We start from the raw sequence: 22,920 nt of genomic DNA on the forward strand, positions 1-22,920 counted from the left end.
TTAACAAAGACTTGGATGATGCGATTGTATTGTTAAATGGTGCTCCGGCCAGAGGCATATATAGAACGCACATTGATCAAAGCGTAGCAAAGGGAATTAAAGCAAGGGTAGCACTTACGCAACAAAATTGGATAGATGCAGCGAAGTTTGCTTTAGAGGCGGTGCAAGGTTACCAACTGATGTCGAATGCTTCCTACTTAGACGGTTTTTCTGATATGAAAAATTCAGAATGGATGTGGGGAGCCCATCAATTACCAGACCAGTTGCCGGCTTATGGTTCATTTTATGCCTACATGTCGAGCAACTTTAATTCGTCGCATACCCGCTCAAATCCAAAAAAGATCAACATTGATTTGTATAATTCTTTAAGCAATACTGATATCCGTAAGAAATTGTTTTGCGACAACGTGGATGATTTTGTGAATTTTCCAGGTGTAATAGATGCTTCTACTGGTCAGCCTGTACCATCGCAGGTAAGAGCAAAATATATGCACAAGAAATTTGTAGTGGCAGATCCGGCGGTAAGTGCAGGCGATATCCCTTACATGAGAGCTGCCGAAATGTATTTAATTGCTGCCGAAGCAAAAGCAAGACAAGGTTTAAATGCCGAAGCGCTAGATATTTTGGAGCCGCTGGCGAAAAACAGAGATCCAAATTTTGTAAGACCAACCAATTTAGCCGAGATTTTAACCGATCAAAATAGTTTGATTATGCGCCAAAGACGTGCCGAACTTTGGGGCGAAGGTTTTAGGTTTCTGGATTTAAAAAGACAAAATGTTGCACTAAGTAGGCCGGGTAGTTCGGGTCATACGGGAACATTGGCTAACTGGACAGCAAGATCTGCCGGTTTTGCATACTGGCAGTTTCTTATTCCACGTAGAGAATTGCAGGCTAATCCGTATATGATACAAAATCCTCCTAACTAAAAAGAATTAGAATTATGGTAATAGGCTCATTAATTGGGCCTAAGTGGAAGCTTTTTGGCAATTTTTTCCAACCATAGTAGGGTGTCAACTTAATCAAATAGCGTGAGTTGTGGGTGTTTTTATCTGTTTATCAGTAAGTTGTATGTTTGTTTCGAAAATATGATTTTAAAAAATAAACCTAAAAGCTAGTCCCGAATGAATTTCGGGAGACGAACCGCTCATACCGTCACCCTGAATTTATTTCAGGGTCGGTTAGCCAAGATTAAGACCCATAACTCACGTTAAAATAACGCTAAATAATGAAAAAAATAGGCTTGCTATTACTGATTTTACTTGCCTTGTTGGCCGTCAATATTTTTGCACTTTCGCCTCCATACGGTACCAAAATAACAAAAGAAACAGCGTTTAAGCTTAATGTTTCTTTAACCGTTAGCGAAGGTGCTCAAGTACCAAAGCATTTTGCAGACACGCTACTTAAAGCTCAACAATTGTTAAGCAAAGTATTTTCATCGGCAGAGTTTAAAGAAATCATGTCTCAAAAGAGTTTCAGCGACTCGGCGTACAGCAAGTCAAAAAAGAAGTGCTTTGATGTGGTTTATGATGCAGAAACTGGGCGCATAAGTGGCAAGGCAGTTTACGATAACCTGTTGAAAGAAAATAACGTTTCGCTTTCGATGGTCATTAAAAACAATGGCGATAAACAAACTACTATGGGTTTTGCTGGTGCTTGCTCATATAAAATTACTACCTACGATTTTTGGTTGGTAGAAGGAGGGGCTTTGTCGCAAAGGTTGGCCAGACATATCGCCCACGAATTTACCCATATCCGAGGCTACAGGCATGATAATTTAGTGCCAAAAGCTAATAAATGGGGTTTAAATGCAAAAGAAGATCCAGCATTGGGTGTTGGAAGTGTGGTAGGAGAGATTTTAACACGTTGGGCTAAGTTTGGGATCATATAGACGCAGCTGAGTTTTCTCTAATGACTGAAGAGACTATTATAAATTTTACTTAATAGAATGTAAGAATGAAAAAAATGAATTTATGGCTGTTGGCTTGCCTATTATTAGCTGCCGCAGCCTGTAAGAAAAATGAAAATGACGGAGGTAATGATGAGAAAGAAGAATCACTTCCAGTAATAGAATATCAACCTAATACCACCTATACCACTACTGGAAATCAAGTGAAATTGATCATGGGTGATGCTAATTCTCCTATTGTTTTAGCATCGCCTCATGATGGAACGATGACGCCCAGTAATATGCCAGTAAGAACACATGCAAATGCAGTTACAGTTAGGGATCTTTACTTAACGGATGTCACAGAAAAGGTGGCCAATGCCATTTATCAAAGAACGGGTGTGCGTCCGCATGTACTAATCAATTACGTAGAAAGAGCCAGGATGGAGCCTAACCGTGCATTGGCAGAAACTTATCATCAAAGCGAAGCTGCTAACCAACTTTGGAAAGAATATCATGCCTTTTTAAAAGGTGCTACAGACATGGTGTCCAAAAATGTAGGCAAGGGTTTGTTTTTAGATATGCATGGTCATGGCCACACCAAACATAGGGTAGAAGTAGGTTATCTTACTTCAATATCAGATTTGAATGGAACCGATGCCGCATTAAACAATAGAGCAACAGTATCAAGTATTTATCATCTGTCTACTACATCGCCGTATTCTTTCTCGCAACTAATTAGGGGTGATTATGCTTTTGGAACGCTTTTGGCAAATGAAGGGGTGGCTGCTGTACCTAGTAAGCAAGATCCGAAGCCAAATAACGACGACTATTTTAACGGAGGTTATTGTACCTTAACCTATGGTTCTAGAAACGGCGGTGCAATTTCGGCCTTACAATTAGAAACACCAGGACCAACATTTAGAGATACGCCTTCGTTAAGAACGGCGTCGGCACCGAAAGTAGCAGACGCCATTATTAAATATATGCAAACCCACTACAGTTTGTTTATTGGTAAATAAGTGTGGCAGTGATAAAGAAACTCAATGAATACTGGCGATAGTATTTAGGTATTATCGCCTTCCATTTAAGTCATCCAACTTGTTACGCTCATCTTGCAATTCCCTAGCTAATTTACGCTCTTTCTCTACAGATTTAGATTTGTAGGCTTGGTATTCTTCTGCTACTTCGTTATACAATTGAGTACGGTGCTTGGCTTCGGCAATGTTTTTCCCCGATCTAACTACTACAATAATTAAAGCAATTGCCAAAACGCCGATTACGCTCCAAACAATAATATTATAAGTGCCTTTTTCGAAAGCAATTCCTAAAAAGCGAATTTCATTGATTTTATCATTGTTCTCCGTTAGCGACGCCTCTTTGCCGGAAATCTCGGTTTTTAAATAGCTGATTGTTTTTTCGTGATCACTTAGCTTTTGCTGCAAACCCTTTGTTGTCGCTTTTTCCTTGCGTAGCGTGTCTATTACGTTCTTCCAAAGCTGATCTAATCTGTAACCCGCAACCATTTTGTAACCATCTGCAGAAGTACGTGTACGCGACAGCATAAATTTATACTGTCCGTTTAAACTTGGGTCTGTATTTTTAACAGTATCTCGCTGCCAAATTCGAGTAGGAGCTGCTGTAATTGTACTCTTTTTTAGAGTAGTGCTAGGTGTTTGAGCAAAGATGTTGGTGCAAAAAAGGCTTAATAATAAAATGCTTGCAATAGAGTGTAAGGTTTGTCTCATAATCTATAATCATTTATACTAAAACAGTATTAGTATAAAATTATTGTGGCTATGTAATTGTGTTAAGTCTGTTAATTTTGCTCAAGTTAAGATGTTTAATCAAAAAATCAATTGATTGAGGTCATTTTTTTTGTTCATAGTGATGATAAATTTGCAAAATGAACATCGGGATTATAGGCTTGGGGGATATGGGCAGGCTTTATGCCGTTGCTTTTGCAGCAGCTGGCTATAAAGTTTGCGGAACAGATCTTCCTGTCCAATTAAAAATGTTAAAAAGAGAACTCTCTCCTAAAAATATTGAAGTGTTGTCAAATGGACACGAGGTCTCCCGAAAATCAGATTTTATTATTTATGCCGTAGCAGCAGAGCTGATAGAAGAGGTGGTTTCGCAATTTGCTCAGTCTACCAAATATGGCGCTATTGTGGGTGGGCAAACTTCGGTTAAGCATCCAGAAATTGTGGCTTTCGAAAAGCACTTGCCAAAAGATACGCACATTGTTACCAGTCATTCTTTACATGGGCCTGGTTTTAGTACCCAAGGGCAAACGCTCGTAGTCATACGCCACCGTTCTACCAATCAAGCTTATCAAAAAGCATTAGAAATCTATGCCGCCTTAAAGTCAAACATCATTGAGATGGATGATTATAAGCAACACGATAAAATTGTAGCCGATACTCAGGCGGTAACACACATGGGTTTCGAAAGCATGGGCTCTGCTTGGAAAAATGCAGGGTTTTATCCCTGGGATAATCCGGTTTACGCTGGTGGTATTGACAATGTAAAAGTTTTAACCACACTGCGTATTTTTAGTTATAAATCTCATATCTACGCCGGCTTGGCAATTTTAAATCCATATGCGCAAAAGCAGGTTAGGGTATATGCGCAAGTAGAAAGCGAACTCTTTGCACTGATGATTTCCGAGAATGAAGCCGCCTTTAGAAGCAAAATACAAGCAGCTAAAAATTTCGTGTTTAGTAATGAAAGTCGACCTCTACTATTGAACCAAGAAGTAATGGAGGCGTTTAGCCTAGCCGACCAAACTCAAAATCGAAAACCAAATTCGCATCTTAGCATCATTAGTATGGTTTGCGCTTGGCATAAAATGGATGTTAATCCCTACGATAACTTGATTTGCCAAACGCCGCCCTTTCGTTTGCGCTTAGGCATTGCCGAATATCTTTTTAAGGACGAAGACTTGCTGGAAGAAACCATACAAGCAGCGCTTTTCGATAAAACAATCAGAAAAGACGATTTGGAATTTCATACTGCCGTTCACGAATGGGCATCAATTATTGGTTATGGAGACATGAAGGGTTACAAAGCACATTTCGAAGCAGCTAAGTCTTTTTTCGAAGGGCGTTTAGAGAAAGCAAGAAAGCTAAGTACAGAAATGATCGCCAAACTAATGGATTAGCAGTTGAGTAATGCAGTTAACCAATTAACCGATTAAAACAATTAACCTCAATATACTATAAATTCTAAGTATCCTATAGACATTCTTTTATTGCTTTTTTATTGCATAAAGCCAATTGAAGTGGACTATATTTGCCGACATGTCAGTATTAGTATTTACTTTAATTGTACTTGTTGGCGCTTTTTTAGCTGGCTTTTTAGGTTCGCTTACGGGCTTGGGCGGTGGCGTAATTATTATTCCGTTACTTACTTTAGGTTTAGGGGTCGATATTCATTATGCTATTGGTGCCTCCATTATTTCAGTAATTGCAACTTCTACGGGTTCTGCAGCAGCGTATGTGAAAGAAGGGTTAACTAACATGCGCATCGGCATGTTTTTGGAAATAGCTACAACTGTTGGTGCAATTTTAGGTGCTGTAATTGCGGTGTATCTTAATGCAGCTTATGTGGCTGTTTTATTTGGCTGTATCTTAATCTTCTCTTCTTTAATGACATTGAAGAAAAAAGTAGACCACACCAATTTAGAGTATACCAGCAAAGGCGCTAAATTTTTTAAGCTAAACGGTTCCTACCCGGTTAAGGGAGTAGATACACCTTATGCCGTTAAAAACGTAGCTGGTGGTTTTTTCATGATGTTGTTTGCGGGAACTTTATCTGGTTTGTTGGGCATTGGAAGTGGGGCGCTAAAAGTGATTGCTATGGATAACATTATGCGTTTGCCTTTTAAAGTATCTACCACTACCAGTAATTTTATGATGGGTGTTACTGCTGCGGCAAGTGCGGTAGTTTATTTGCACCGCGGACAAATAGACCCGGGAATTGCCATGCCAGTTTGTATTGGTGTACTAATTGGTGCAACGGTTGGCGCCAAAGTTTTGGTTAGGGCTAAAACAGACAAGTTGAAAATTATATTTGCGGTGGTAGTAACCATTTTGGCACTGCAAATGATTTATAAAGGTTTAACAGGAGGGTTTTAATATACAGTTGAGGCGTTAGCACTTACGCTCATTGTACGTCATCCTGAATTTATTTCAGGATCTTAAAGCGATTAATTATTGGAAAAAAGGATTGTCTTTGAAATAAAGATTAATGGAACAGACTAAAAACATTACAGATAAAGATATTCAATCCCTAGTGGGTAATCTGCTAAGAGCCGGCGTCTATATTTCTATGGGTATTGTTATCCTCGGCGGAATTATCTATTTACTTGATCACGCTAACGAAAAAATAGACTACGTAACATTCGATATAAATAAAGTATCCCTAAAAACTGTAGGGGCAATTTTTTCTAATGTGCTCACTTTTAAAGGGGCAGCAGTTGTGCAGTTTGGTTTATTGATGTTGATTTTTACACCAATTGCTCGTGTGCTAATGGCAGTAATAAGTTTCTTTCTCGAAAAAGATTATTTATACGTGCTGATAGGTCTAATTGTGCTAGCTATTATTATGGCGAGTTTAAGTGGCGGCTTTGCACATTAAAAGGTATTCTATAGTGCATATCGTAAGGAAGAGATAATTTTGTTTTCTATCTTGATTGGTGTCTTTTACTTAAAGACTCTCATTTTTAAACCGAAATCTTTTTTTAAAGTAATAAATTATGAGTTATAAACCAAGAAATCCATATTCTAAATCAGCATATTCGAAGAAGAAAAGACGTGAAGAATATTTAAACAGCTATAACAATATGTCTAAAGACGAAAAGAATAAACATAATTTTTGGGTATTCATTATCTTATTAATTATATGTTTAGTGATATTTTTATTAACTGATTTAAAAACTTTGGCGAAATGGGCTAGTCATTAGTTTTGATTTCTTAGCAATGCCTTAAGTAAACTAAACCCTATTGCAGCGAACACTTTTGGCAAACCTATGTGTTTGTCAACGTAGTAAAGCGGAAAGAGGGACTGCCGTTAATTGATGTTATTTAACGTTAGTTCGGGATAAGAGAAATAGGGTTTGCTAGCGATAGCCTCTCAAATCTCCGTTCCGCTAATTTTCGGTCTCCTATTTTTCGGATCGCACCGATAAGCCAAAGTAATTGCTTCGAAAGAAAAATAGGCAACCGAGAGTTTTTGCTACTTTTTGCGGTCAAAAAGTAGGAGCCCAGCGGCGGCGAGCTAAGAAAACAGGTCAAATTCGAATTAGACAAAGTTAGAGAGGGTAACGCTTAACTCGAACTCAAGTTATTTAAATTGCTTTCCAAAAAAAAATCATCAAAATTTATCTGTTTTTATAATTAACTAAAAATCAGATTTTTAATGATTTTCTCTGAATTTGCCCTATTCAAAGTATTGTTCCTTTTTCTATCTCTAAATGTGGGCTAATAAAATCTTAAAATATTTTTAGCTAACTATTTGAAAATTAATAATTCTTGCCTATCTTTGCCGTCCCTTAACGGGGATTGTATATCCACCTTGAACGAAGCCCTACTGCTTCGATGGGTGTTAACTTAATTAAAGAAATGTCAGGAATTATTGGAAAAAAAGTAGGAATGACCAGTATTTTCGATGCAGAAGGAAGAAACATTCCTTGTACTGTAATCGAAGCTGGGCCTTGTGTAGTAACACAAGTTAAAACCGAAGAAAAAGACGGTTATTCATCTATTCAGTTAGGATATGATGAAGCTAAAGAAAAAAACGTAACGCAACCTTTAAAAGGTCATTACGCAAAAGCAAACACTACCCCAAAACGTAAGCTTGTTGAGTTTTCTGAGTTTGAAAATGCTTTAAACTTAGGCGACACTGTTACTGTAGACATCTTTGCAGAAGGTGACTATGTTGATGTTGTTGGAACTTCAAAAGGTAAAGGTTTCCAAGGTGTTGTGAAACGTCATGGTTTCGCGGGTGTTGGTGGTCAAACCCACGGTCAGCATAACAGAATGCGTGCGCCAGGTTCATTAGGAGCTTCTTCATGGCCTTCACGTGTATTCAAAGGTATGCGTATGGCTGGTAGAACAGGTGGTGATAGAGTGAAAGTTCAAAACTTACAAGTATTGAAAGTTTACGCTGAGCAAAACCTAGTAGTAGTTAGTGGTTCCATTCCAGGAGCTAAAGGTTCTTACGTAATCTTAGATAAGTAAGCAAGATGGAAGTTAAAGTAGTAAACATTTCAGGAAAAGAGACAGGTGCCAAGGTGCAACTTCCTGAGTCGGTATTTGGTGTAACGCCAAACGATCACGCAATTTACTTAGATGTAAAACAGTATTTGGCTAACCAACGTCAAGGTACGCACAAATCTAAGCAACGTAACGAAATTGCTGGTTCTACCCGTAAATTATACAAACAAAAAGGTACTGGTGGTGCACGTGCCGGAAGCATTAAATCTCCATTGTTCAATGGTGGTGGTCGTGTTTTTGGTCCTCAACCTCGTGACTATAGTTTTAAATTGAACAAAAAACTAAAATCATTAGCTCGTAAATCGGCTTTAGCTTATAAAGCACAAGATAACGCAGTGGTAGTTTTAGAAGATTTCAATTTTGATAGCATCAAAACTAAAAACTATATCAATTTGGTTAACGCATTAAACCTAGCAGGCGAAAAAACTTTGCTAGTGTTACCAGAGCAAAACAACAATATTTATTTATCAAGCAGAAATATCCAGAAAGCTAAAGTAATTACCGCAGGCGATTTAAATACTTACGATGTGTTAAACGCTGGTAAACTTTTGTTAACTGCTAATTCGCTTAAAACATTGGAGGAGGCATTTGCCAAGTAATATGGAAATCTTACAAAGACCAATTTTAACCGAAAAAGCATCTGCATTAACTGAAAAAGCTAACCGTTTTACTTTCAGAGTAGATCACAGAGCTAATAAGTTGCAGATTAAATCAGCTATTGAGCAAATGTACGGTGTTAACATCGTTGCTTTAAACACAATGGTTGTTCAAGGTAAGGCAAAATCTAGAAATACTAAAGCAGGTTTAGTAACTGGCCGTAGCCCTAAATACAAAAAAGCTATTGTTACATTGAAAGATGGCGAAACAATAGATTATTACGCGAATATTTAATATCAAAATTGAATAATTTATAACTATGGGCTTAAGAAAATTTAAACCAGTTACTCCGGGTACCCGCTTTAGAGTTGGTGCTAGTTTTACGGAGATTACAGCAACCAAGCCCGAAAAATCATTGGTTGTATCTTCTAAAAAATCAGGAGGTCGTAACAATACAGGAAAGATGACGATGCGCTACATTGGTGGTGGTCACAAAAAATCTTACCGTTTAATTGATTTTAAACGTGATAAGTTTGATATTCCTGCAACAGTAGCAACTGTTGAGTACGATCCAAACCGTACTGCACGTATTGCGTTATTGCACTACGCAGATGGAGAGAAGCGCTACATTATTGCACCTGAAGGGCTGCAAGTAGGACAAACTTTGCTTTCGGGTGAAAAAGCTACTCCAGAAGTAGGTAACACATTAACGTTAGCTAGAATTCCTTTGGGATCTATCATCCACAACTTGGAAATCCAACCAGGTAAAGGAGCGCAATTGGCACGTAGTGCTGGTGCTTATGCACAATTGGCAGCGAGAGATGGTAAATATGCAACAGTTAAAATGCCATCAGGTGAAGTAAGATCTATCTTAGTAACTTGTTTAGCTACTATTGGTGCAGTTTCTAACTCTGATCATGCAAACGAAGTATTGGGTAAAGCAGGTCGTGCTCGTTGGGTTGGTCGTCGTCCTCGTACACGTCCAGTAGCAATGAACCCGGTAGATCACCCAATGGGTGGTGGTGAAGGTAGATCATCAGGTGGTCACCCTCGTTCAAGAAACGGCGTTTTAGCTAAAGGCTTTAAAACTCGTTCTAAGAAAAAATACTCAAATCGTTTCATCATAGAGAAAAGGAAGAAATAATGGCTCGTTCAATTAAAAAAGGACCTTATATTGACCATAACGTAGAGAAGAAAGTAAACTCTATGAATGATTCAGGCAAAAGGACTGTAATCAAAACTTGGTCACGTAGATCAATGATCTCACCAGATTTCGTTGGTCACACATTTGCTGTGCACAATGGCAATAAATTTATACCAGTATACGTAACAGAAAACATGGTTGGCCACAAATTAGGGGAGTTCGCTCCAACTAGAACCTTTAGAGGCCACTCTGAAAAGAAAAAATAATTAAAAGATGGAAGCAGTAGCGAAATTAAACAATTGCCCAACCTCACCGCGTAAGATGCGTTTGGTTGTGGATCTTATCAGAGGTGAGCGTGTTGAGAAAGCATTACACATTTTGAAGTTCACTAATAAAGATGCCGCTGAAAGAGTTGAGAAACTTTTATTGTCAGCCATCAATAACTGGGAGCAAAAAAACAGTGGTTCTCGCCCTGAAGAAAGCCAATTAGTCGTTAAATCGATTATGGTTGGCGGTGGTCGTCAGTTAAAAAGATTAAGACCAGCACCTCAAGGTCGTGGTTACAGAATTCGTAAACGTTCGAATCACGTAACTATAGTAGTAGATAGTATAAACGTTGAATCTAAAACTAATTAACAGAAATGGGACAAAAAGCAAATCCAATAGGCGCCAGATTAGGGATCATCAGAGGATGGGATTCTAATTGGTTCGGAGGCAACAACTATGCTGATAAATTAGTTGAAGATCAAAAAATCAGAAAATATCTTTCAGCTCGTATTGCAAAAGGCGGTGTTTCTAAGGTAGTAATTGAGCGTACATTGAAACGTATCACTGTTACTATCCACACAGCACGTCCAGGAATTGTAATCGGTAAAGCTGGTGCTGAGGTTGATAAAATCAAAGAAGAGTTAAAGAAATTGACTAAAAAGGAAATTCAAATTAACATCTTTGAAATTAAACGCCCTGAGTTAGACGCTCAATTAGTAGCAGAAGGTGTTGCAAAACAACTAGAAGCTAGGATCTCGTTCCGTAGAGCTATGAAATCATCTATCGCATCAACAATGCGTATGGGTGCAGAAGGTATCAAAATCATGACTTCAGGTCGTTTAGGTGGTGCTGAGATGGCTCGTAGCGAACAGTATAAAGAAGGAAGAATTCCTTTGCATACTTTCCGTGCCGATATTGACTACGCTTTAGCAGAAGCTTTAACTACTTATGGTAAAATAGGTATCAAAGTATGGATCTGTAAAGGCGAAGTTTACGGCAAACGTGATCTTTCTCCAAACATCGGCGCTGCAAACAACGCACCTGGTAAAGGTGGCAGACCAGAAGGTAACTTCGGCGGCCGCGATGGCGGAAGAGATAACAGAGGCGGTGGCGACAGAAGAAACGATAAACGCGGTGGCGGAAATCGTCCAGGTGGCCAAGGCGGAAGAGATAACAGAGGTGGTGGTGCTAACAGAGGCCCACGCAAATAGTCAACAGATCGTTTAACGATAATATTAAAATAAAATGTTACAGCCAAAAAGAACGAAGTTCAGAAAGATGCAAAAAGGCAGAATGAAAGGTTTAGCAACTCGTGGTGCTGAATTATCATTCGGATCTTTCGGGATTAAATCTCTAGAGGCAACTTGGATCACAAGTCGCCAGATAGAAGCAGCCCGTATCGCAGTAACTCGTTACATGAAACGTGAAGGTCAGGTTTGGATCAGAATTTTCCCGGATAAACCGGTAACTAAAAAACCAGCTGAGGTACGTATGGGTAAAGGTAAAGGTGCTCCTGAGTATTGGGTAGCAGTAGTAAGACCAGGACGTATCCTTTTCGAAGCAGAAGGTGTACCAATGGAAATTGCTAAAGAAGCATTAAGACTTGCAGCACAGAAATTACCTGTTCAAACAAAATTTGTAGTACGTAGAGATTACGTAGAAGCATAAAAAGCCAAGTGGGATCAATGTTGTAAGTAACTTGTTATTATAACCGCTAGACCCACTGCATTAAAATAAGTAAAATGAAAAACTCAGAAATCAAAGGGCTTTCTCAAGAAGAATTAGTAGCTAAGATTGCGGAAGAAAAACAAAACTTGGTAAAGTTGAAGTTTGCGCATACTATTTCGGCTATCGAAAATCCTAACCGCATTACAGCGGCTAGAAAAACAATAGCCCGTTTAAACACTGAATTGTCTGCGCTTAAAAAAGCAGCAGTAGCTACAGAAACTAAATAATTTTAGAGCCCAATGGAAAGAAATTTAAGAAAAACAAGAATCGGGTTGGTAGTGAGCAACAAAATGGATAAATCTGTTGTAGTTGCAGTAGAACGTAAAGTGAAGCACCCAATCTATGGTAAGTTCGTTAAAACAACTACCAAATTTATGGCTCATGACGAGAAAAACGAATGCGGTATCGGTGATACAGTAGAAATCATGGAAACTCGTCCGTTGAGTAAAAACAAGAACTGGAGATTGGTACAAATTTTAGAAAAAGCTAAATAAGATGGTACAACAGGAATCAAGATTAAACGTAGCCGATAATAGCGGCGCAAAACAAGTATTGGTTATCCGTGTACTTGGTGGTACTGGTAAACGTTATGCATCAATTGGCGATAAAATTGTAGTAACAGTTAAAAGTGCTTTGCCTTCAGGCAATATCAAAAAAGGTACTGTTTCTAAAGCAGTAGTAGTTAGAACTAAAAAAGAAATCCGTCGTAAAGATGGTTCTTATATCCGTTTTGACGACAATGCAGCAGTATTATTAAATGCTCAAGACGAGCCACGCGGTACACGTATCTTTGGCCCGGTAGCGAGAGAACTGCGTGAAAAACAATTCATGAAGATTGTATCATTAGCACCGGAGGTATTATAAAATGGGAAACAAAGTTAACAAACCAGCCAAATTAAAAATCCGTAAAGGAGATTTAGTAAAGGTGATCGCTGGCGACTCAAAAGGTCAACAAGGTAAAGTACAAGAAATTACTTGTGGCTAAAAACAGAGTGGTAGTAGAAGGTGTAAACCTTATCTCTAAACACACTAAGCCAAGTGCTGCTACACCTAACGGTGGTATAATTAAAAAAGAGGCTGCTCTTCATATTTCAAACGTTCAGTTGGTTGATCCAAAATCTGGTAAAACTACTCGTGTTGGCCGTAAATTAAACGCCGACGGAAAATTAGTTAGAGTTGCTAAAATTTCAGGGGAGGAAATCAAATAATGGCATACGTACCAAGATTAAAAAGCAAATATAAAGAGGAAATTGTTGGTGCTTTAAAGGATAAATTCCAATACAGCAGCGTAATGCAAGTTCCTAAGTTGTTGAAAATTTCAATCAACCAAGGTGTTGGTCGTTACTCGGTAGCTGACAAGAAAATCATTGATAGCTCTATCTTAGAATTATCTACCATTTCTGGTCAACAAGCTGTAGCTGCTAAATCTAAAAAAGATATCTCTAACTTTAAATTACGTAAAGGTATGCCAGTAGGTGTAAGAGTAACTTTACGTGATAACAACATGTTCGAGTTCTTAGATAGATTAATTTCAGTAGCTTTGCCTCGTATCCGTGATTTCAAAGGTATCAATGATAAAGGATTTGATGGAAAAGGTAACTACACTTTAGGTGTTACTGAGCAAATCATCTTCCCAGAGATCAACATCGATAAAATCAACAAGATTTTAGGTATGGACATTACTTTCGTAACTACTGCTACCACTGATGTTGAAGCATTGGAACTTTTAAAACAATTTGGATTACCATTTAAAAATCAAAAAACTGCAGAATAATGGCAAGAGAAGGTGTAAAAGCTCGCGAAATTAAACGCCAAAAATTAGTAGCTAAATATGCTGAGAAACGTGCAGCATTAAAAGCGGCTGGCGATTACGAAGCATTAGATAAATTACCTAAAAACTCTTCGGCAGTGCGTTTGCACAACCGTTGTAAGTTAACTGGTCGTCCTCGTGGTTACATGCGTACCTTTGGTATCTCAAGGGTAACATTCCGCGAAATGGCTTTAGATGGTAAGATACCAGGAGTTAGAAAAGCTAGCTGGTAATCAGAAAAAGTGATATAAGTTTTTGAGTTATAAGTTGTAAGTTGTATTTTTGCAGCCCTTACAGCTTATGGCTCATTAGCGTATAAGCTATTTAACAGAATATTAACCGATATTAGGTCCGGAAGTCGGCTGACGCGTACGGAAACCAGTATCACAATTCAATTCATAATGAATACAGATCCAATAGCGGATTATCTTACAAGATTAAGAAATGCTATCAAAGCAAATCACAGGATTGTAGAAATTCCAGCTTCTAACCTTAAAAAAGAAATTACTAAAGTTCTTTTCGACAAAGGTTACATTGCAAACTACAAGTTTGAAGACACAACTGCTCAAGGAGTAATCAAAATTGCGTTAAAATATAATGCAATCTCTAAAATCCCTGCAATCCGTACGTTAACTCGTATCAGCAAACCAGGTTTGAGACAGTATGCAGGCGTAGAAAATATGCCAAGAGTATTAAATGGTTTAGGTATCGCAATCTTATCTACTTCTAAAGGTGTAATGACTGATAAAGAAGCAGCCAAATTGAATATTGGTGGTGAGGTATTGTGTCACGTTTATTAATTAAAGGAGATCAGTACAATGTCAAGAATAGGAAAAGCCCCAATTAACGTACCAGCAGGAGTAACCATTACAGTAGGTAAAGATAACGTAGTTACTGTAAAAGGCCCTAAAGGCGAATTAACACAAGCTGTAGATGCAGATATCACTATTTCTCAAGAAGATGGTGTATTAACTGTAACTCGCCCAACCGATCAAAAAAGACACAGAGCTTTACACGGTTTATACCGTTCGTTGATCAACAACATGGTTGTAGGTGTTACAGAAGGTTATAAATTAGAACAAGAATTAGTTGGTGTGGGTTACCGTGCCAGCAACCAAGGCAATACGCTAGATTTAGTTTTAGGTTATTCTCACCACTATGTGTTCCAGTTACCAGCAGAAATTAAAGTAACTACCACATCAGAAAAAGGTCAAACTCCTAAAATCATTTTAGAGAGTATCGATAAACAATTAATTGGTCAGGTAGCCGCGAAAATCCGTTCGTTACGTGCTCCAGAGCCTTACAAAGGTAAAGGTATCAAGTTTGTTGGTGAAGTGTTAAGAAGAAAAGCAGGTAAATCGGCTTCTAAAAAAATAATTAAAATGGCAGGAAAAAAATTATCACGCAGAGAGCGTATTAAAAAAGGTATCAGAAAAAGACTTACTGGATCTGAAAACCGTCCACGTTTATCAGTTTATAGAAGCAATAAAGGTATTTATGCTCAAATCATTAACGATGAAACTGGTAAAACTATAGTTGCAGCATCATCTTTATCTAAAGATTTCAATGCTTCTGGCAACAAATCTGAGCAATCAACTGCAGTAGGTAAATTAGTTGCCGAAAAAGCAATTGCAGCAGGTGTTAAAGAAGTTGTTTTCGACAGAAATGGTTACTTGTACCATGGACGTGTAAAATCGTTGGCAGAAGGTGCCCGCGAAGGTGGTCTAGTATTTTAATCATTAAATAAGAGAAATGTCAACTATCAATATAAAAAGAGTAAAAACTAGCGAGATTGAGTTAAAAGATCGTTTAGTGAGCATCCAACGTGTTGCTAAAGTAACCAAAGGTGGTCGTACTTTCAGCTTTTCAGCTATCGTAGTTGTGGGTGATGAGAACGGCGTTGTAGGTTACGGATTAGGCAAAGCTAAAGAGGTTACTGAAGCTATCGCTAAAGGTGTAGACGATGCAAAGAAAAACTTGGTTAAAGTTCCTTTGTTAAACGGTACTGTACCTCACGAGCAAATTGGTAAATATTCTGGAGGTTTTGTATTAATTAAGCCTGCTGCTGTAGGTACTGGAGTAATTGCTGGTGGTGCGATGCGTGCCGTACTAGAAAGTGCTGGTATCCACAACGTATTGGCTAAATCAAAAGGTTCATCAAATCCTCACAACGTGGTAAAAGCTACAGTTGATGCATTAACTAAAATGCGTGATGCTTATACCGTAGCTCAAAACCGTGGTGTAGATTTAAACAAAGTTTTTAACGGATAAGATCATGGCTAAAATTAAAATCACTCAAGTAAAAAGCGTTATCGACAGAAGCGAGCGCCAAAAGAGAACCATGAAAGCTTTAGGTTTATCAAAATTAAACCAAAGTGTTGAGGTTGAAGCTAACGCTGCAATCATTGGCATGGTTAGAAAAGTTAATCACTTGGTAGCTATCGAAGCTATATAATATTATTATCAAAGTTTGCTTAAGATTTATATCTTAGGCAAATTTTTTTTGTTTAATCGTTGTTTCCTGATTAGTGAAAGCGAAGGGGCAACACAATAAAGTTTATAAATGAACTTAAGTAATTTAAAACCTGCAAAAGGTGCAGTAAAAACAAGTAAGAGAATTGGTCGTGGTCAAGGTTCTGGTCGTGGTGGTACTTCAACACGTGGACACAAAGGTGCAGGCTCACGTTCTGGTCACTCTACAAAAGTTGGTTTCGAAGGTGGTCAAATGCCTTTACAACGTCGTGTGCCTAAAGTTGGTTTCAAACCAATTAACCGTACAGAGTACGTTGGTGTAAACTTAGATGTTTTACAAGGATTAGCTGAGAAATTTAGCTTAACTACCGTAAATTTTGCTACATTGCAAGAACATGGTTTAGCTTCAAAAAATGACCTAGTAAAAATCTTAGGTCGTGGAGAAGTTAAAGCTAAATTAGAAGTTACAGCTCATGCTTTTTCTGCAAGTGCGCAAAAAGCAATTGAAGCTGCTGGAGGCTCAATCGTAAAATTATAAAATGAAGAAGCTATTTACTACTTTAAGTAATATTTGGAAAATCCAAGAATTAAAAGAGCGTATCTTATTTACGCTTATGATTCTTGTGATCTATAGACTTGTTTGCCAGGTGGTGTTGCCAGGTGTAGATCCTACGCAATTGTCAAATGCGCAAAAATCGGGTCTATTAGGTTTGTTAGATATGTTTGCAGGGGGTGCTTTCTCTAAAGCATCAATTGTTGCGTTAGGTGTAATGCCTTATATTTCTGCGTCTATTGTGGTGCAGTTATTGGGTATTGCAGTACCTACTTTCCAAAAAATGCAAAAAGAAGGAGAGAGCGGCCGTAAAAAATTAACGCAATACACTCGTTACCTAACAGTAGCTATTACCATTGTACAGGCAATTGGATATGTTAAAACGCAAGTTCCTCAAGAGGCAATTGTAATTAGCCATACCCTTTTCTATTTCTTGTCTGCAGTAGTATTAACAGCGGGTACACTTTTCGTGATGTGGTTAGGTGAGAAAATCACCGACAAAGGTATTGGTAACGGTACCTCATTAATCATCATGGTAGGTATCATTGCTCGTTTGCCTATTGCGCTAAGCCAAGAAGTAAGCTCTGTATTTGCTGGTAGCGATGGCGGTTTGATTAGATTAGTATTGGAGATTGTAGCTTTATATGCAATCATCATGTTTACTATTTTGATTGTACAAGGTGTACGTAAAGTGCCTGTGCAGTATGCTAAGAGAATTGTAGGTAACAAGCAGGTAGGAGGTGTTAGACAGTATATTCCGTTGAAAGTAAATGCAGCGGGTGTAATGCCTATCATTTTTGCCCAAGCTTTAATGTTTGTGCCAAGTGCTTTAATTGGTTTGTTCCCTAATTTGCAAGAAAGTTGGTTGCACCAATATTCAGATATCACTTCGTTAACTTATAGTTTAACGTTTGCATTTTTGATTATTGCGTTTACCTTCTTCTATACAGCAATTACCGTTAACCCAACGCAAATGTCTGACGATATGAAGAAGAACGGTGGCTTTATTCCAGGTGTAAAACCAGGTTTGGCAACTTCTTCTTTTATTGATGATGTAATTTCTAAGATCACTTTCCCTGGATCGTTGTTCTTAGCTATTATTGCCATCATTCCTTCGTTAGCAGTTAAAGTTGGAATTCAACAAGAATTCGCCCACTTCTTTGGTGGTACTTCATTGTTGATTTTGGTAGGTGTTGTTTTAGATACATTACAACAAATTGAAAGCTATTTATTAATGCGTCACTACGATGGTTTAATGAAAACAGGTAGAGTAACCGGTCGTTCGGGTATTCCAGCTGCTACAACAACCAGTGGGGCTGCATTATAGAAAATGAATGAATTAATGGATGATAGCATATTTGGATTGCATTTAGCAAAAATCATATGCTATCATTTTTTCATTTCTTTATTCGAAATTAGATTACATGTCTAAGATCCATTACAAATCTCTGGAAGAGATTGAGTTAATACGAGAAAGCTCATTACTGGTTTCTAAAACCTTGGCAGAAGTTGCCAAAGTGATTAAGCCAGGTATCACAACCATAGCATTAGACAAGCTGGCATACGAGTTTATTAGTGATAACGGTGCGGTGCCTGCTTTTCTTAATTACGGAGGCTTCCCCAATTCCCTTTGTATTTCTCCAAATGAGCAAGTTGTACACGGTTTCCCTAATGATTACGTGATAAAAGAAGGAGATTTGATCTCTGTAGATTGTGGCGTAATTAAAAATAATTACTTTGGAGACTCGGCCTATACATTTTCTATTGGCGAAACTACCGAAGAGCAAAAGAAGCTGGTAAAGGTAACACAAGAATGTTTAGCTTTTGCCATAGAGAAGGCTGTGGTAGGAATGCGAATTGGCGATATTGCACATGCGGTACAATTTCATGCCGAATCTAATGGCTTTGGTGTGGTAAGAGAATTGGTTGGTCATGGTGTTGGCGTTAAGCTACACGAAAAACCAGAAGTACCCAACTACGGAAAACGTGGTAGCGGCATTAAGCTAGAAGAAGGAATGGTTTTAGCGATAGAGCCAATGATTAATGCTGGAACTGCTAACGTTAAGTTTTGGGCTGATGGATGGACGGTAACCACAAAAGACAATAAACCGTCGGCACATTTTGAGCACACCGTTGCAATTAAAAAGGGTAAAGCAGACGTTTTAAGCACTTTTTCTTTAATAGAAGAAGTTTTAGCGAAAAAATTTAAATAATTAAAAAATAATATTTAATTTTGCAACCCTGTTTAGTAGGCAGCTAATTAAGTAAAAATCAATAGAATATGGCTAAACAAGCCTCAATTGAGCAAGACGGAGTAATAAGAGAAGCATTATCTAATGCCATGTTTAGGGTAGAACTTGAAAATGGACATGAGATAATTGCGCATATATCAGGTAAGATGAGGATGCACTACATCAAAATTTTGCCTGGAGATAAGGTAAAATTAGAGATGTCTCCTTATGATTTAACAAAAGGTAGGATCACTTACAGATACAAATAAAATGAAATCATCACAAGCGCCGTTTTCTTTTGGAAAAAGCTTGTGACAACTTCATTACCAAAGAGAAATAAATAAAGCAATGAAAGTTAGATCATCAATTAAAAAGCGTAGCGCTGATTGTAAGATTATTCGCCGTAAAGGAAAACTTTACGTAATCAACAAGAAGAATCCTAAATTCAAGCAACGTCAGGGATAATTAAAAACATTAGAACGAGTTCCGCACAACGGTGGCCCGCCGTTCGGTCGTTCATTAAAACACAACTAGAAATATGGCAAGGATTTCAGGTATTGATTTACCAAGAAACAAAAGAGGAGAGATTGGTTTAACTTATATCTATGGTATTGGTAGAACTACTGCACAACGTATTTTAAATACAGCAGGTATCGATCTTAACAAAAAAGTACAAGATTGGTCTGATGATGAGTTGTCAGCAATCCGTACTATGATTAATGATGAAATTAAAGTAGAAGGTGCTTTACGTTCCGAAGTTCAGTTGAACATCAAACGTTTAATGGACATCGGTTGCTACAGAGGTCTTCGTCACAGAAAAGGTTTACCAGTTCGTGGTCAACGTACTAAAAATAACTCTCGTACTCGTAAAGGAAAGAGAAAAACAGTTGCTAACAAGAAAAAAGCATCTAAATAGTAGATAGATCTGAGTATTGAGATAGGAGAAGTGAGAATTTCTTATAAATCTGCTCAAATCTGGAATAGAAGATAATAATTAGGATAAGGGTGCCGAGGTAGAGTTTGTCTCATATCTCAATTCTCATATCTCAAATCTAAAAGAAAAAATGGCTAAGAGTAAAAAAGTTACCAAAAAACGTCTTGTTGTGATTGAGCCTGTAGGCCAAGCTCACATCAATGCTACGTTCAACAACATCATTGTTACCTTAACAAACACTAACGGACAAACTATTTCATGGTCGTCTGCTGGTAAAATGGGTTTCAAAGGTTCTAAAAAGAACACGCCTTATGCTGCAGGTCAAGCTGCTTCAGATTGTGGTAAAGTTGCTTTCGATTTAGGTTTACGTAAAGTAGACGTATTCGTTAAAGGTCCTGGTTCAGGTCGTGAGTCGGCTATCAGAACTTTACAAGTAGCAGGTATCGAAGTTTTGTCTATCAAAGACATCACTCCACTTCCTCACAACGGTTGTCGTCCTCCAAAGAAAAGAAGAGTTTAATCAATTTAATTTTTAAAGCTAAGAGTCTGCAGCTTCAGGTTGCATGATACTTTAAAATAACTACAATAAAATGGCAAGATATACCGGACCAAAGTCCAAAATCGCCCGTAAATTCAGAGAGCCAATTTTTGGCCCTGATAAAATGCTAGACAGAAAAAACTATCCTCCAGGCCAACATGGTGCTTCTAAAAGAAGAGGAAAGCAATCTGAGTACGCCGTACAGTTAATGGAAAAACAAAAAGTAAAATACACTTATGGTGTGTTAGAAAAACAATTCCGTAACTTATTTACCAAAGCTTCTTCACGTCAAGGTATCACTGGTGATAACTTGTTACAATTACTAGAGGCACGTTTAGATAATACAGTATACAGATTAGGTATTGCTCCAACCCGTTCAGGTGCTCGTCAGTTAGTTAGCCACAAGCACATTACTGTAAACGGCGAAACAGTTAATATTCCTTCATACCAATTAAGAGCTGGTGATGTTGTGGCTGTTAGAGAGAAATCAAAATCTCTTGAGGCAATTTCAAACTCAGTAGCTGGCAGAACCATCAACAAGTTTTCTTGGTTAGATTGGAACGCTAAAGAATTATCAGGTAAATTCTTGTCATACCCAAATCGTGACGAAATTCCTGAGAACATTAAGGAAAACCTTATAGTCGAGTTATACTCGAAGTAATCATAACGGTTAAAGCCCTAGTGGCTTTAACTTTTTTATGTTACGCAATATTAATAAACGATCTAAAAACATTAATAAATGGCAATTTTAGCATTTCAGAAACCAGATAAGGTAATCATGCAGAAATCAACGGATTTCGATGGTCAATTTGAATTTCGTCCTTTAGAGCCCGGTTTCGGTGTAACAATTGGTAACGCCCTAAGAAGAATTTTACTTTCTTCTTTAGAAGGCTTTGCGATTACCAGCATCCGTTTTTCAGGCGTTTCTCATGAGTTTTCTACTATCAAAGGTGTAGTTGAAGATTTAACAGAAATCATCCTTAACTTAAAGCAAGTTCGTTTTAAGAAAGTAGGTGAGTCTGGCGATTCTGAAAAAATCTTTATCATTATAAATGGTCAAGATCAATTCTTAGCAGGAGATGTTACCAAATTCTCTAACAATTTTGAGGTTTTAAACCCAGAGTTGGTAATTTGTAACATGGAAAAATCTGTTACTTTGGAGGTTGAGTTAACCGTAAACAAAGGACGTGGTTATGTACCTGCAGAAGAAAACAAAGTTTCTGATAGCGTAGTTGGTGTAATTGCAATCGATTCGATTTTTACCCCAATGAAAAATGTAAAATACACGATTGAAAACTATCGTGTTGAGCAAAAAACAGATTATGAGAAATTGATCTTAGATATTTCTACTGATGGTTCTATCCACCCAGAAGAAGCTTTGAAAGAAGCAGCTAAGATCTTGATCCAACACTTTATGTTGTTCTCTGATGAGAACTTGGTATTGGAATCTCAAGCTAAAGAAGAAACTAAAGAAGTTGATGAGGAAATTTTACACATGCGTAAAATCCTTAAAACTGAATTGGTTGATTTAGATTTATCTGTACGTGCATTGAACTGCTTAAAAGCAGCTGATATCCGTACTTTAGCTGATCTAGTTTCTTACGATGTTGCTGATATGTTAAAATTCAGAAACTTCGGTAAGAAGTCATTAACGGAAATTCAAGAATTGAAGTAAATCTAAACAATTATCGTTTGGAATGAACCTTTCTAAATTTAAGTTAGACGAAGAATAATTTAAGTTTTAGGTTGTAAGTTCTACGTATTACGTATCACTTATAACGTATCACTTTGAGAATTAAATTAATTCACTGTGTGTAATTCCCTCAGATTAATTTCAAAGAGACGGTACACACTTTATAAACAAAAAAATGAGACACGGTAAAAAACACAACCACTTAGGAAGAACTACTTCGCACAGAAAAGCGATGTTGGCAAATATGGCTTCTTCTTTGATCACTCACAAGAGAATCACTACTACATTAGCTAAAGCAAAAGCTTTACGTGTTTATGTAGAGCCAATTATCACTAAATCTAAAAACGATACTACTCACTCACGTCGTACAGTATTTGCTTACTTACAAAACAAAGAGGTAGTAACAGAGTTATTCCGCGATGTTGCAGCGAAAGTTGCTAACCGTCCAGGTGGTTACACTCGTATCATCAAATTAAACAATCGTTTAGGCGATAATGCTGAAATGGCGTTAATTGAACTAGTAGATTATAACGAGGTATACGGAAAAGATGCAGCAGCTGCTGAAAAGAAAACTACTCGTAGAGGAAGAAGCAAAGCTAAAAAAGCTGATGCACCTGCTGCAGAAGTAAAAGAAGAAGCGGCTCCAGTTGCTGAAGCTAAAGAAGAAGTTGAAGCTGCTCCAGTTGCAGAAGAAACTGCTCCAGAAGCACCAGCTGCTGACGATGCAGAAGAGCAAAAAGCGTAATCTAACTAACTTATTATGCTTATGACCCTTTAGGATTTCCTAAAG

At 37.8% G+C, this 22,920-nt stretch carries 33 protein-coding genes and 3 pseudogenes; 35 read left to right on the forward strand and 1 reads right to left on the reverse strand.

Annotated elements, in window-relative coordinates; genetic code table 11:
• Window positions 1-11: 11 nt before the first annotated feature.
• The 3 genes from OVA16_RS09760 (at window position 12) to OVA16_RS09770 (ending at window position 2,907) form a co-directional block, all read left to right on the forward strand.
• Entirely contained in the window at window positions 12-926 is a 915-nt protein-coding gene (locus tag OVA16_RS09760) for a RagB/SusD family nutrient uptake outer membrane protein (protein ID WP_267765258.1), read from the forward strand.
• 299 nt (window positions 927-1,225) lie between these two features.
• Window positions 1,226-1,888: a hypothetical protein gene (locus OVA16_RS09765; protein ID WP_267765260.1), complete on the forward strand. Its 663-nt coding sequence runs from the start codon at window positions 1,226-1,228 to the stop codon at window positions 1,886-1,888.
• Window positions 1,889-1,953: 65 nt separating this feature from the next.
• Window positions 1,954-2,907, forward strand: a complete 954-nt coding sequence (locus OVA16_RS09770) for a hypothetical protein (protein WP_267765261.1) — start codon at window positions 1,954-1,956, stop codon at window positions 2,905-2,907.
• Between the two features lie 51 nt (window positions 2,908-2,958).
• Here OVA16_RS09770 and OVA16_RS09775 read toward each other — a convergent pair whose 3' ends face one another.
• On the reverse strand, window positions 2,959-3,633 hold the full coding sequence (locus OVA16_RS09775; RefSeq protein WP_267765264.1) for a hypothetical protein: 675 nt from the start codon (window positions 3,631-3,633) through the stop codon (window positions 2,959-2,961).
• 158 nt (window positions 3,634-3,791) lie between these two features.
• Here OVA16_RS09775 and OVA16_RS09780 point away from each other — a divergent pair, with 158 nt between their 5' ends.
• The 32 genes and pseudogenes from OVA16_RS09780 to rplQ all read left to right on the forward strand — a co-directional run bounded on the left by OVA16_RS09780 (window position 3,792) and on the right by rplQ (window position 22,875).
• Window positions 3,792-5,048 (forward strand): prephenate dehydrogenase, encoded by a 1,257-nt coding sequence (locus OVA16_RS09780; RefSeq protein ID WP_267765266.1) that lies wholly within the window; start codon window positions 3,792-3,794, stop codon window positions 5,046-5,048.
• Window positions 5,049-5,187: 139 nt separating this feature from the next.
• Entirely contained in the window at window positions 5,188-6,024 is an 837-nt protein-coding gene (locus OVA16_RS09785; protein WP_267765267.1) for a sulfite exporter TauE/SafE family protein, read from the forward strand.
• A 112-nt stretch (window positions 6,025-6,136) separates the two neighbouring features.
• On the forward strand, window positions 6,137-6,526 hold the full coding sequence (locus OVA16_RS09790) for a DUF1634 domain-containing protein (RefSeq protein WP_267765268.1): 390 nt from the start codon (window positions 6,137-6,139) through the stop codon (window positions 6,524-6,526).
• A gap of 983 nt (window positions 6,527-7,509) precedes the next feature.
• The gene (rplC, locus tag OVA16_RS09795) at window positions 7,510-8,127 is read left to right on the forward strand and encodes a 50S ribosomal protein L3 (protein WP_267765270.1); all 618 of its coding nucleotides are present in this window, start codon (window positions 7,510-7,512) and stop codon (window positions 8,125-8,127) included.
• A gap of 5 nt (window positions 8,128-8,132) precedes the next feature.
• Window positions 8,133-8,762 (forward strand): 50S ribosomal protein L4, encoded by a 630-nt coding sequence (rplD, locus tag OVA16_RS09800; protein WP_138730925.1) that lies wholly within the window; start codon window positions 8,133-8,135, stop codon window positions 8,760-8,762.
• A gap of 1 nt (window position 8,763) precedes the next feature.
• Window positions 8,764-9,054 carry a 50S ribosomal protein L23 gene (gene rplW, locus OVA16_RS09805; protein ID WP_267765272.1) on the forward strand — a complete coding sequence of 97 codons (291 nt, stop codon included), beginning with the start codon at window positions 8,764-8,766 and terminating at the stop codon, window positions 9,052-9,054.
• Between the two features lie 25 nt (window positions 9,055-9,079).
• Complete coding sequence (rplB, locus tag OVA16_RS09810; protein WP_267765274.1) at window positions 9,080-9,904, forward strand: 50S ribosomal protein L2; 825 nt, start codon at window positions 9,080-9,082, stop codon at window positions 9,902-9,904.
• Window positions 9,904-10,170, forward strand: a complete 267-nt coding sequence (gene rpsS, locus OVA16_RS09815) for a 30S ribosomal protein S19 (RefSeq protein ID WP_097132819.1) — start codon at window positions 9,904-9,906, stop codon at window positions 10,168-10,170. Before rplB ends, rpsS begins: the two co-directional genes overlap by 1 nt.
• 7 nt (window positions 10,171-10,177) lie before the next feature.
• Window positions 10,178-10,540, forward strand: coding sequence for a 50S ribosomal protein L22 (rplV, locus tag OVA16_RS09820; RefSeq protein WP_097132820.1), 363 nt, complete (start codon window positions 10,178-10,180; stop codon window positions 10,538-10,540).
• A 5-nt stretch (window positions 10,541-10,545) separates the two neighbouring features.
• Window positions 10,546-11,382 carry a 30S ribosomal protein S3 gene (gene rpsC / locus OVA16_RS09825; protein WP_267765276.1) on the forward strand — a complete coding sequence of 279 codons (837 nt, stop codon included), beginning with the start codon at window positions 10,546-10,548 and terminating at the stop codon, window positions 11,380-11,382.
• A gap of 34 nt (window positions 11,383-11,416) precedes the next feature.
• Entirely contained in the window at window positions 11,417-11,839 is a 423-nt protein-coding gene (gene rplP, locus OVA16_RS09830; protein ID WP_138722004.1) for a 50S ribosomal protein L16, read from the forward strand.
• Window positions 11,840-11,913: 74 nt separating this feature from the next.
• Window positions 11,914-12,126 carry a 50S ribosomal protein L29 gene (rpmC, locus tag OVA16_RS09835; RefSeq protein WP_138730922.1) on the forward strand — a complete coding sequence of 71 codons (213 nt, stop codon included), beginning with the start codon at window positions 11,914-11,916 and terminating at the stop codon, window positions 12,124-12,126.
• Window positions 12,127-12,138: 12 nt separating this feature from the next.
• Window positions 12,139-12,393: a 30S ribosomal protein S17 gene (rpsQ, locus tag OVA16_RS09840; protein ID WP_097132824.1), complete on the forward strand. Its 255-nt coding sequence runs from the start codon at window positions 12,139-12,141 to the stop codon at window positions 12,391-12,393.
• Window position 12,394: 1 nt separating this feature from the next.
• Entirely contained in the window at window positions 12,395-12,763 is a 369-nt protein-coding gene (gene rplN / locus OVA16_RS09845; RefSeq protein ID WP_041878524.1) for a 50S ribosomal protein L14, read from the forward strand.
• Window position 12,764: 1 nt separating this feature from the next.
• A pseudogene (rplX, locus tag OVA16_RS09850) lies at window positions 12,765-13,107 on the forward strand (50S ribosomal protein L24).
• A complete protein-coding gene (gene rplE, locus OVA16_RS09855; protein WP_097132826.1) occupies window positions 13,107-13,673 on the forward strand; it encodes a 50S ribosomal protein L5 in 567 nt (188 codons plus the stop codon). Before rplX ends, rplE begins: the two are co-directional and overlap by 1 nt.
• Window positions 13,673-13,942 (forward strand): 30S ribosomal protein S14, encoded by a 270-nt coding sequence (gene rpsN / locus OVA16_RS09860; protein WP_138722001.1) that lies wholly within the window; start codon window positions 13,673-13,675, stop codon window positions 13,940-13,942. The genes rplE and rpsN overlap by 1 nt, the downstream gene beginning before the upstream one ends.
• A 165-nt stretch (window positions 13,943-14,107) precedes the next feature.
• On the forward strand, window positions 14,108-14,509 hold the full coding sequence (rpsH, locus tag OVA16_RS09865; RefSeq protein WP_240775135.1) for a 30S ribosomal protein S8: 402 nt from the start codon (window positions 14,108-14,110) through the stop codon (window positions 14,507-14,509).
• 18 nt (window positions 14,510-14,527) lie between these two features.
• Window positions 14,528-15,082, forward strand: a pseudogene (gene rplF, locus OVA16_RS09870) (50S ribosomal protein L6); the annotation flags it as partial.
• Window positions 15,083-15,445 carry a 50S ribosomal protein L18 gene (rplR, locus tag OVA16_RS09875; protein WP_420712344.1) on the forward strand — a complete coding sequence of 121 codons (363 nt, stop codon included), beginning with the start codon at window positions 15,083-15,085 and terminating at the stop codon, window positions 15,443-15,445.
• Between the two features lie 16 nt (window positions 15,446-15,461).
• Window positions 15,462-15,980 carry a 30S ribosomal protein S5 gene (gene rpsE / locus OVA16_RS09880; protein WP_097132831.1) on the forward strand — a complete coding sequence of 173 codons (519 nt, stop codon included), beginning with the start codon at window positions 15,462-15,464 and terminating at the stop codon, window positions 15,978-15,980.
• Between the two features lie 4 nt (window positions 15,981-15,984).
• Window positions 15,985-16,164, forward strand: a complete 180-nt coding sequence (rpmD, locus tag OVA16_RS09885) for a 50S ribosomal protein L30 (protein ID WP_097132832.1) — start codon at window positions 15,985-15,987, stop codon at window positions 16,162-16,164.
• Window positions 16,165-16,272: 108 nt separating this feature from the next.
• On the forward strand, window positions 16,273-16,719 hold the full coding sequence (gene rplO, locus OVA16_RS09890) for a 50S ribosomal protein L15 (protein ID WP_097132833.1): 447 nt from the start codon (window positions 16,273-16,275) through the stop codon (window positions 16,717-16,719).
• Between the two features lies 1 nt (window position 16,720).
• A complete protein-coding gene (gene secY, locus OVA16_RS09895) occupies window positions 16,721-18,061 on the forward strand; it encodes a preprotein translocase subunit SecY (protein WP_267765279.1) in 1,341 nt (446 codons plus the stop codon).
• Between the two features lie 97 nt (window positions 18,062-18,158).
• A complete protein-coding gene (gene map, locus OVA16_RS09900; RefSeq protein ID WP_267765281.1) occupies window positions 18,159-18,947 on the forward strand; it encodes a type I methionyl aminopeptidase in 789 nt (262 codons plus the stop codon).
• A gap of 68 nt (window positions 18,948-19,015) precedes the next feature.
• Complete coding sequence (gene infA / locus OVA16_RS09905) at window positions 19,016-19,234, forward strand: translation initiation factor IF-1 (RefSeq protein ID WP_010599888.1); 219 nt, start codon at window positions 19,016-19,018, stop codon at window positions 19,232-19,234.
• 79 nt (window positions 19,235-19,313) lie between these two features.
• Window positions 19,314-19,430, forward strand: coding sequence for a type B 50S ribosomal protein L36 (gene ykgO / locus OVA16_RS09910; RefSeq protein ID WP_082434884.1), 117 nt, complete (start codon window positions 19,314-19,316; stop codon window positions 19,428-19,430).
• A 73-nt stretch (window positions 19,431-19,503) separates the two neighbouring features.
• Complete coding sequence (gene rpsM / locus OVA16_RS09915; RefSeq protein ID WP_138721994.1) at window positions 19,504-19,881, forward strand: 30S ribosomal protein S13; 378 nt, start codon at window positions 19,504-19,506, stop codon at window positions 19,879-19,881.
• Window positions 19,882-20,029: 148 nt separating this feature from the next.
• On the forward strand, window positions 20,030-20,419 hold the full coding sequence (gene rpsK / locus OVA16_RS09920) for a 30S ribosomal protein S11 (RefSeq protein WP_138721993.1): 390 nt from the start codon (window positions 20,030-20,032) through the stop codon (window positions 20,417-20,419).
• 70 nt (window positions 20,420-20,489) lie between these two features.
• Entirely contained in the window at window positions 20,490-21,098 is a 609-nt protein-coding gene (gene rpsD / locus OVA16_RS09925; RefSeq protein ID WP_267765286.1) for a 30S ribosomal protein S4, read from the forward strand.
• A 78-nt stretch (window positions 21,099-21,176) separates the two neighbouring features.
• Window positions 21,177-22,170: pseudogene (locus tag OVA16_RS09930) on the forward strand (DNA-directed RNA polymerase subunit alpha).
• 135 nt (window positions 22,171-22,305) lie between these two features.
• Complete coding sequence (rplQ, locus tag OVA16_RS09935; protein ID WP_267765289.1) at window positions 22,306-22,875, forward strand: 50S ribosomal protein L17; 570 nt, start codon at window positions 22,306-22,308, stop codon at window positions 22,873-22,875.
• Window positions 22,876-22,920 lie beyond the last annotated feature (45 nt).

This window comes from Pedobacter sp. SL55, from assembly GCF_026625705.1.
Classification (GTDB): Bacteria; Bacteroidota; Bacteroidia; order Sphingobacteriales; family Sphingobacteriaceae; genus Pedobacter.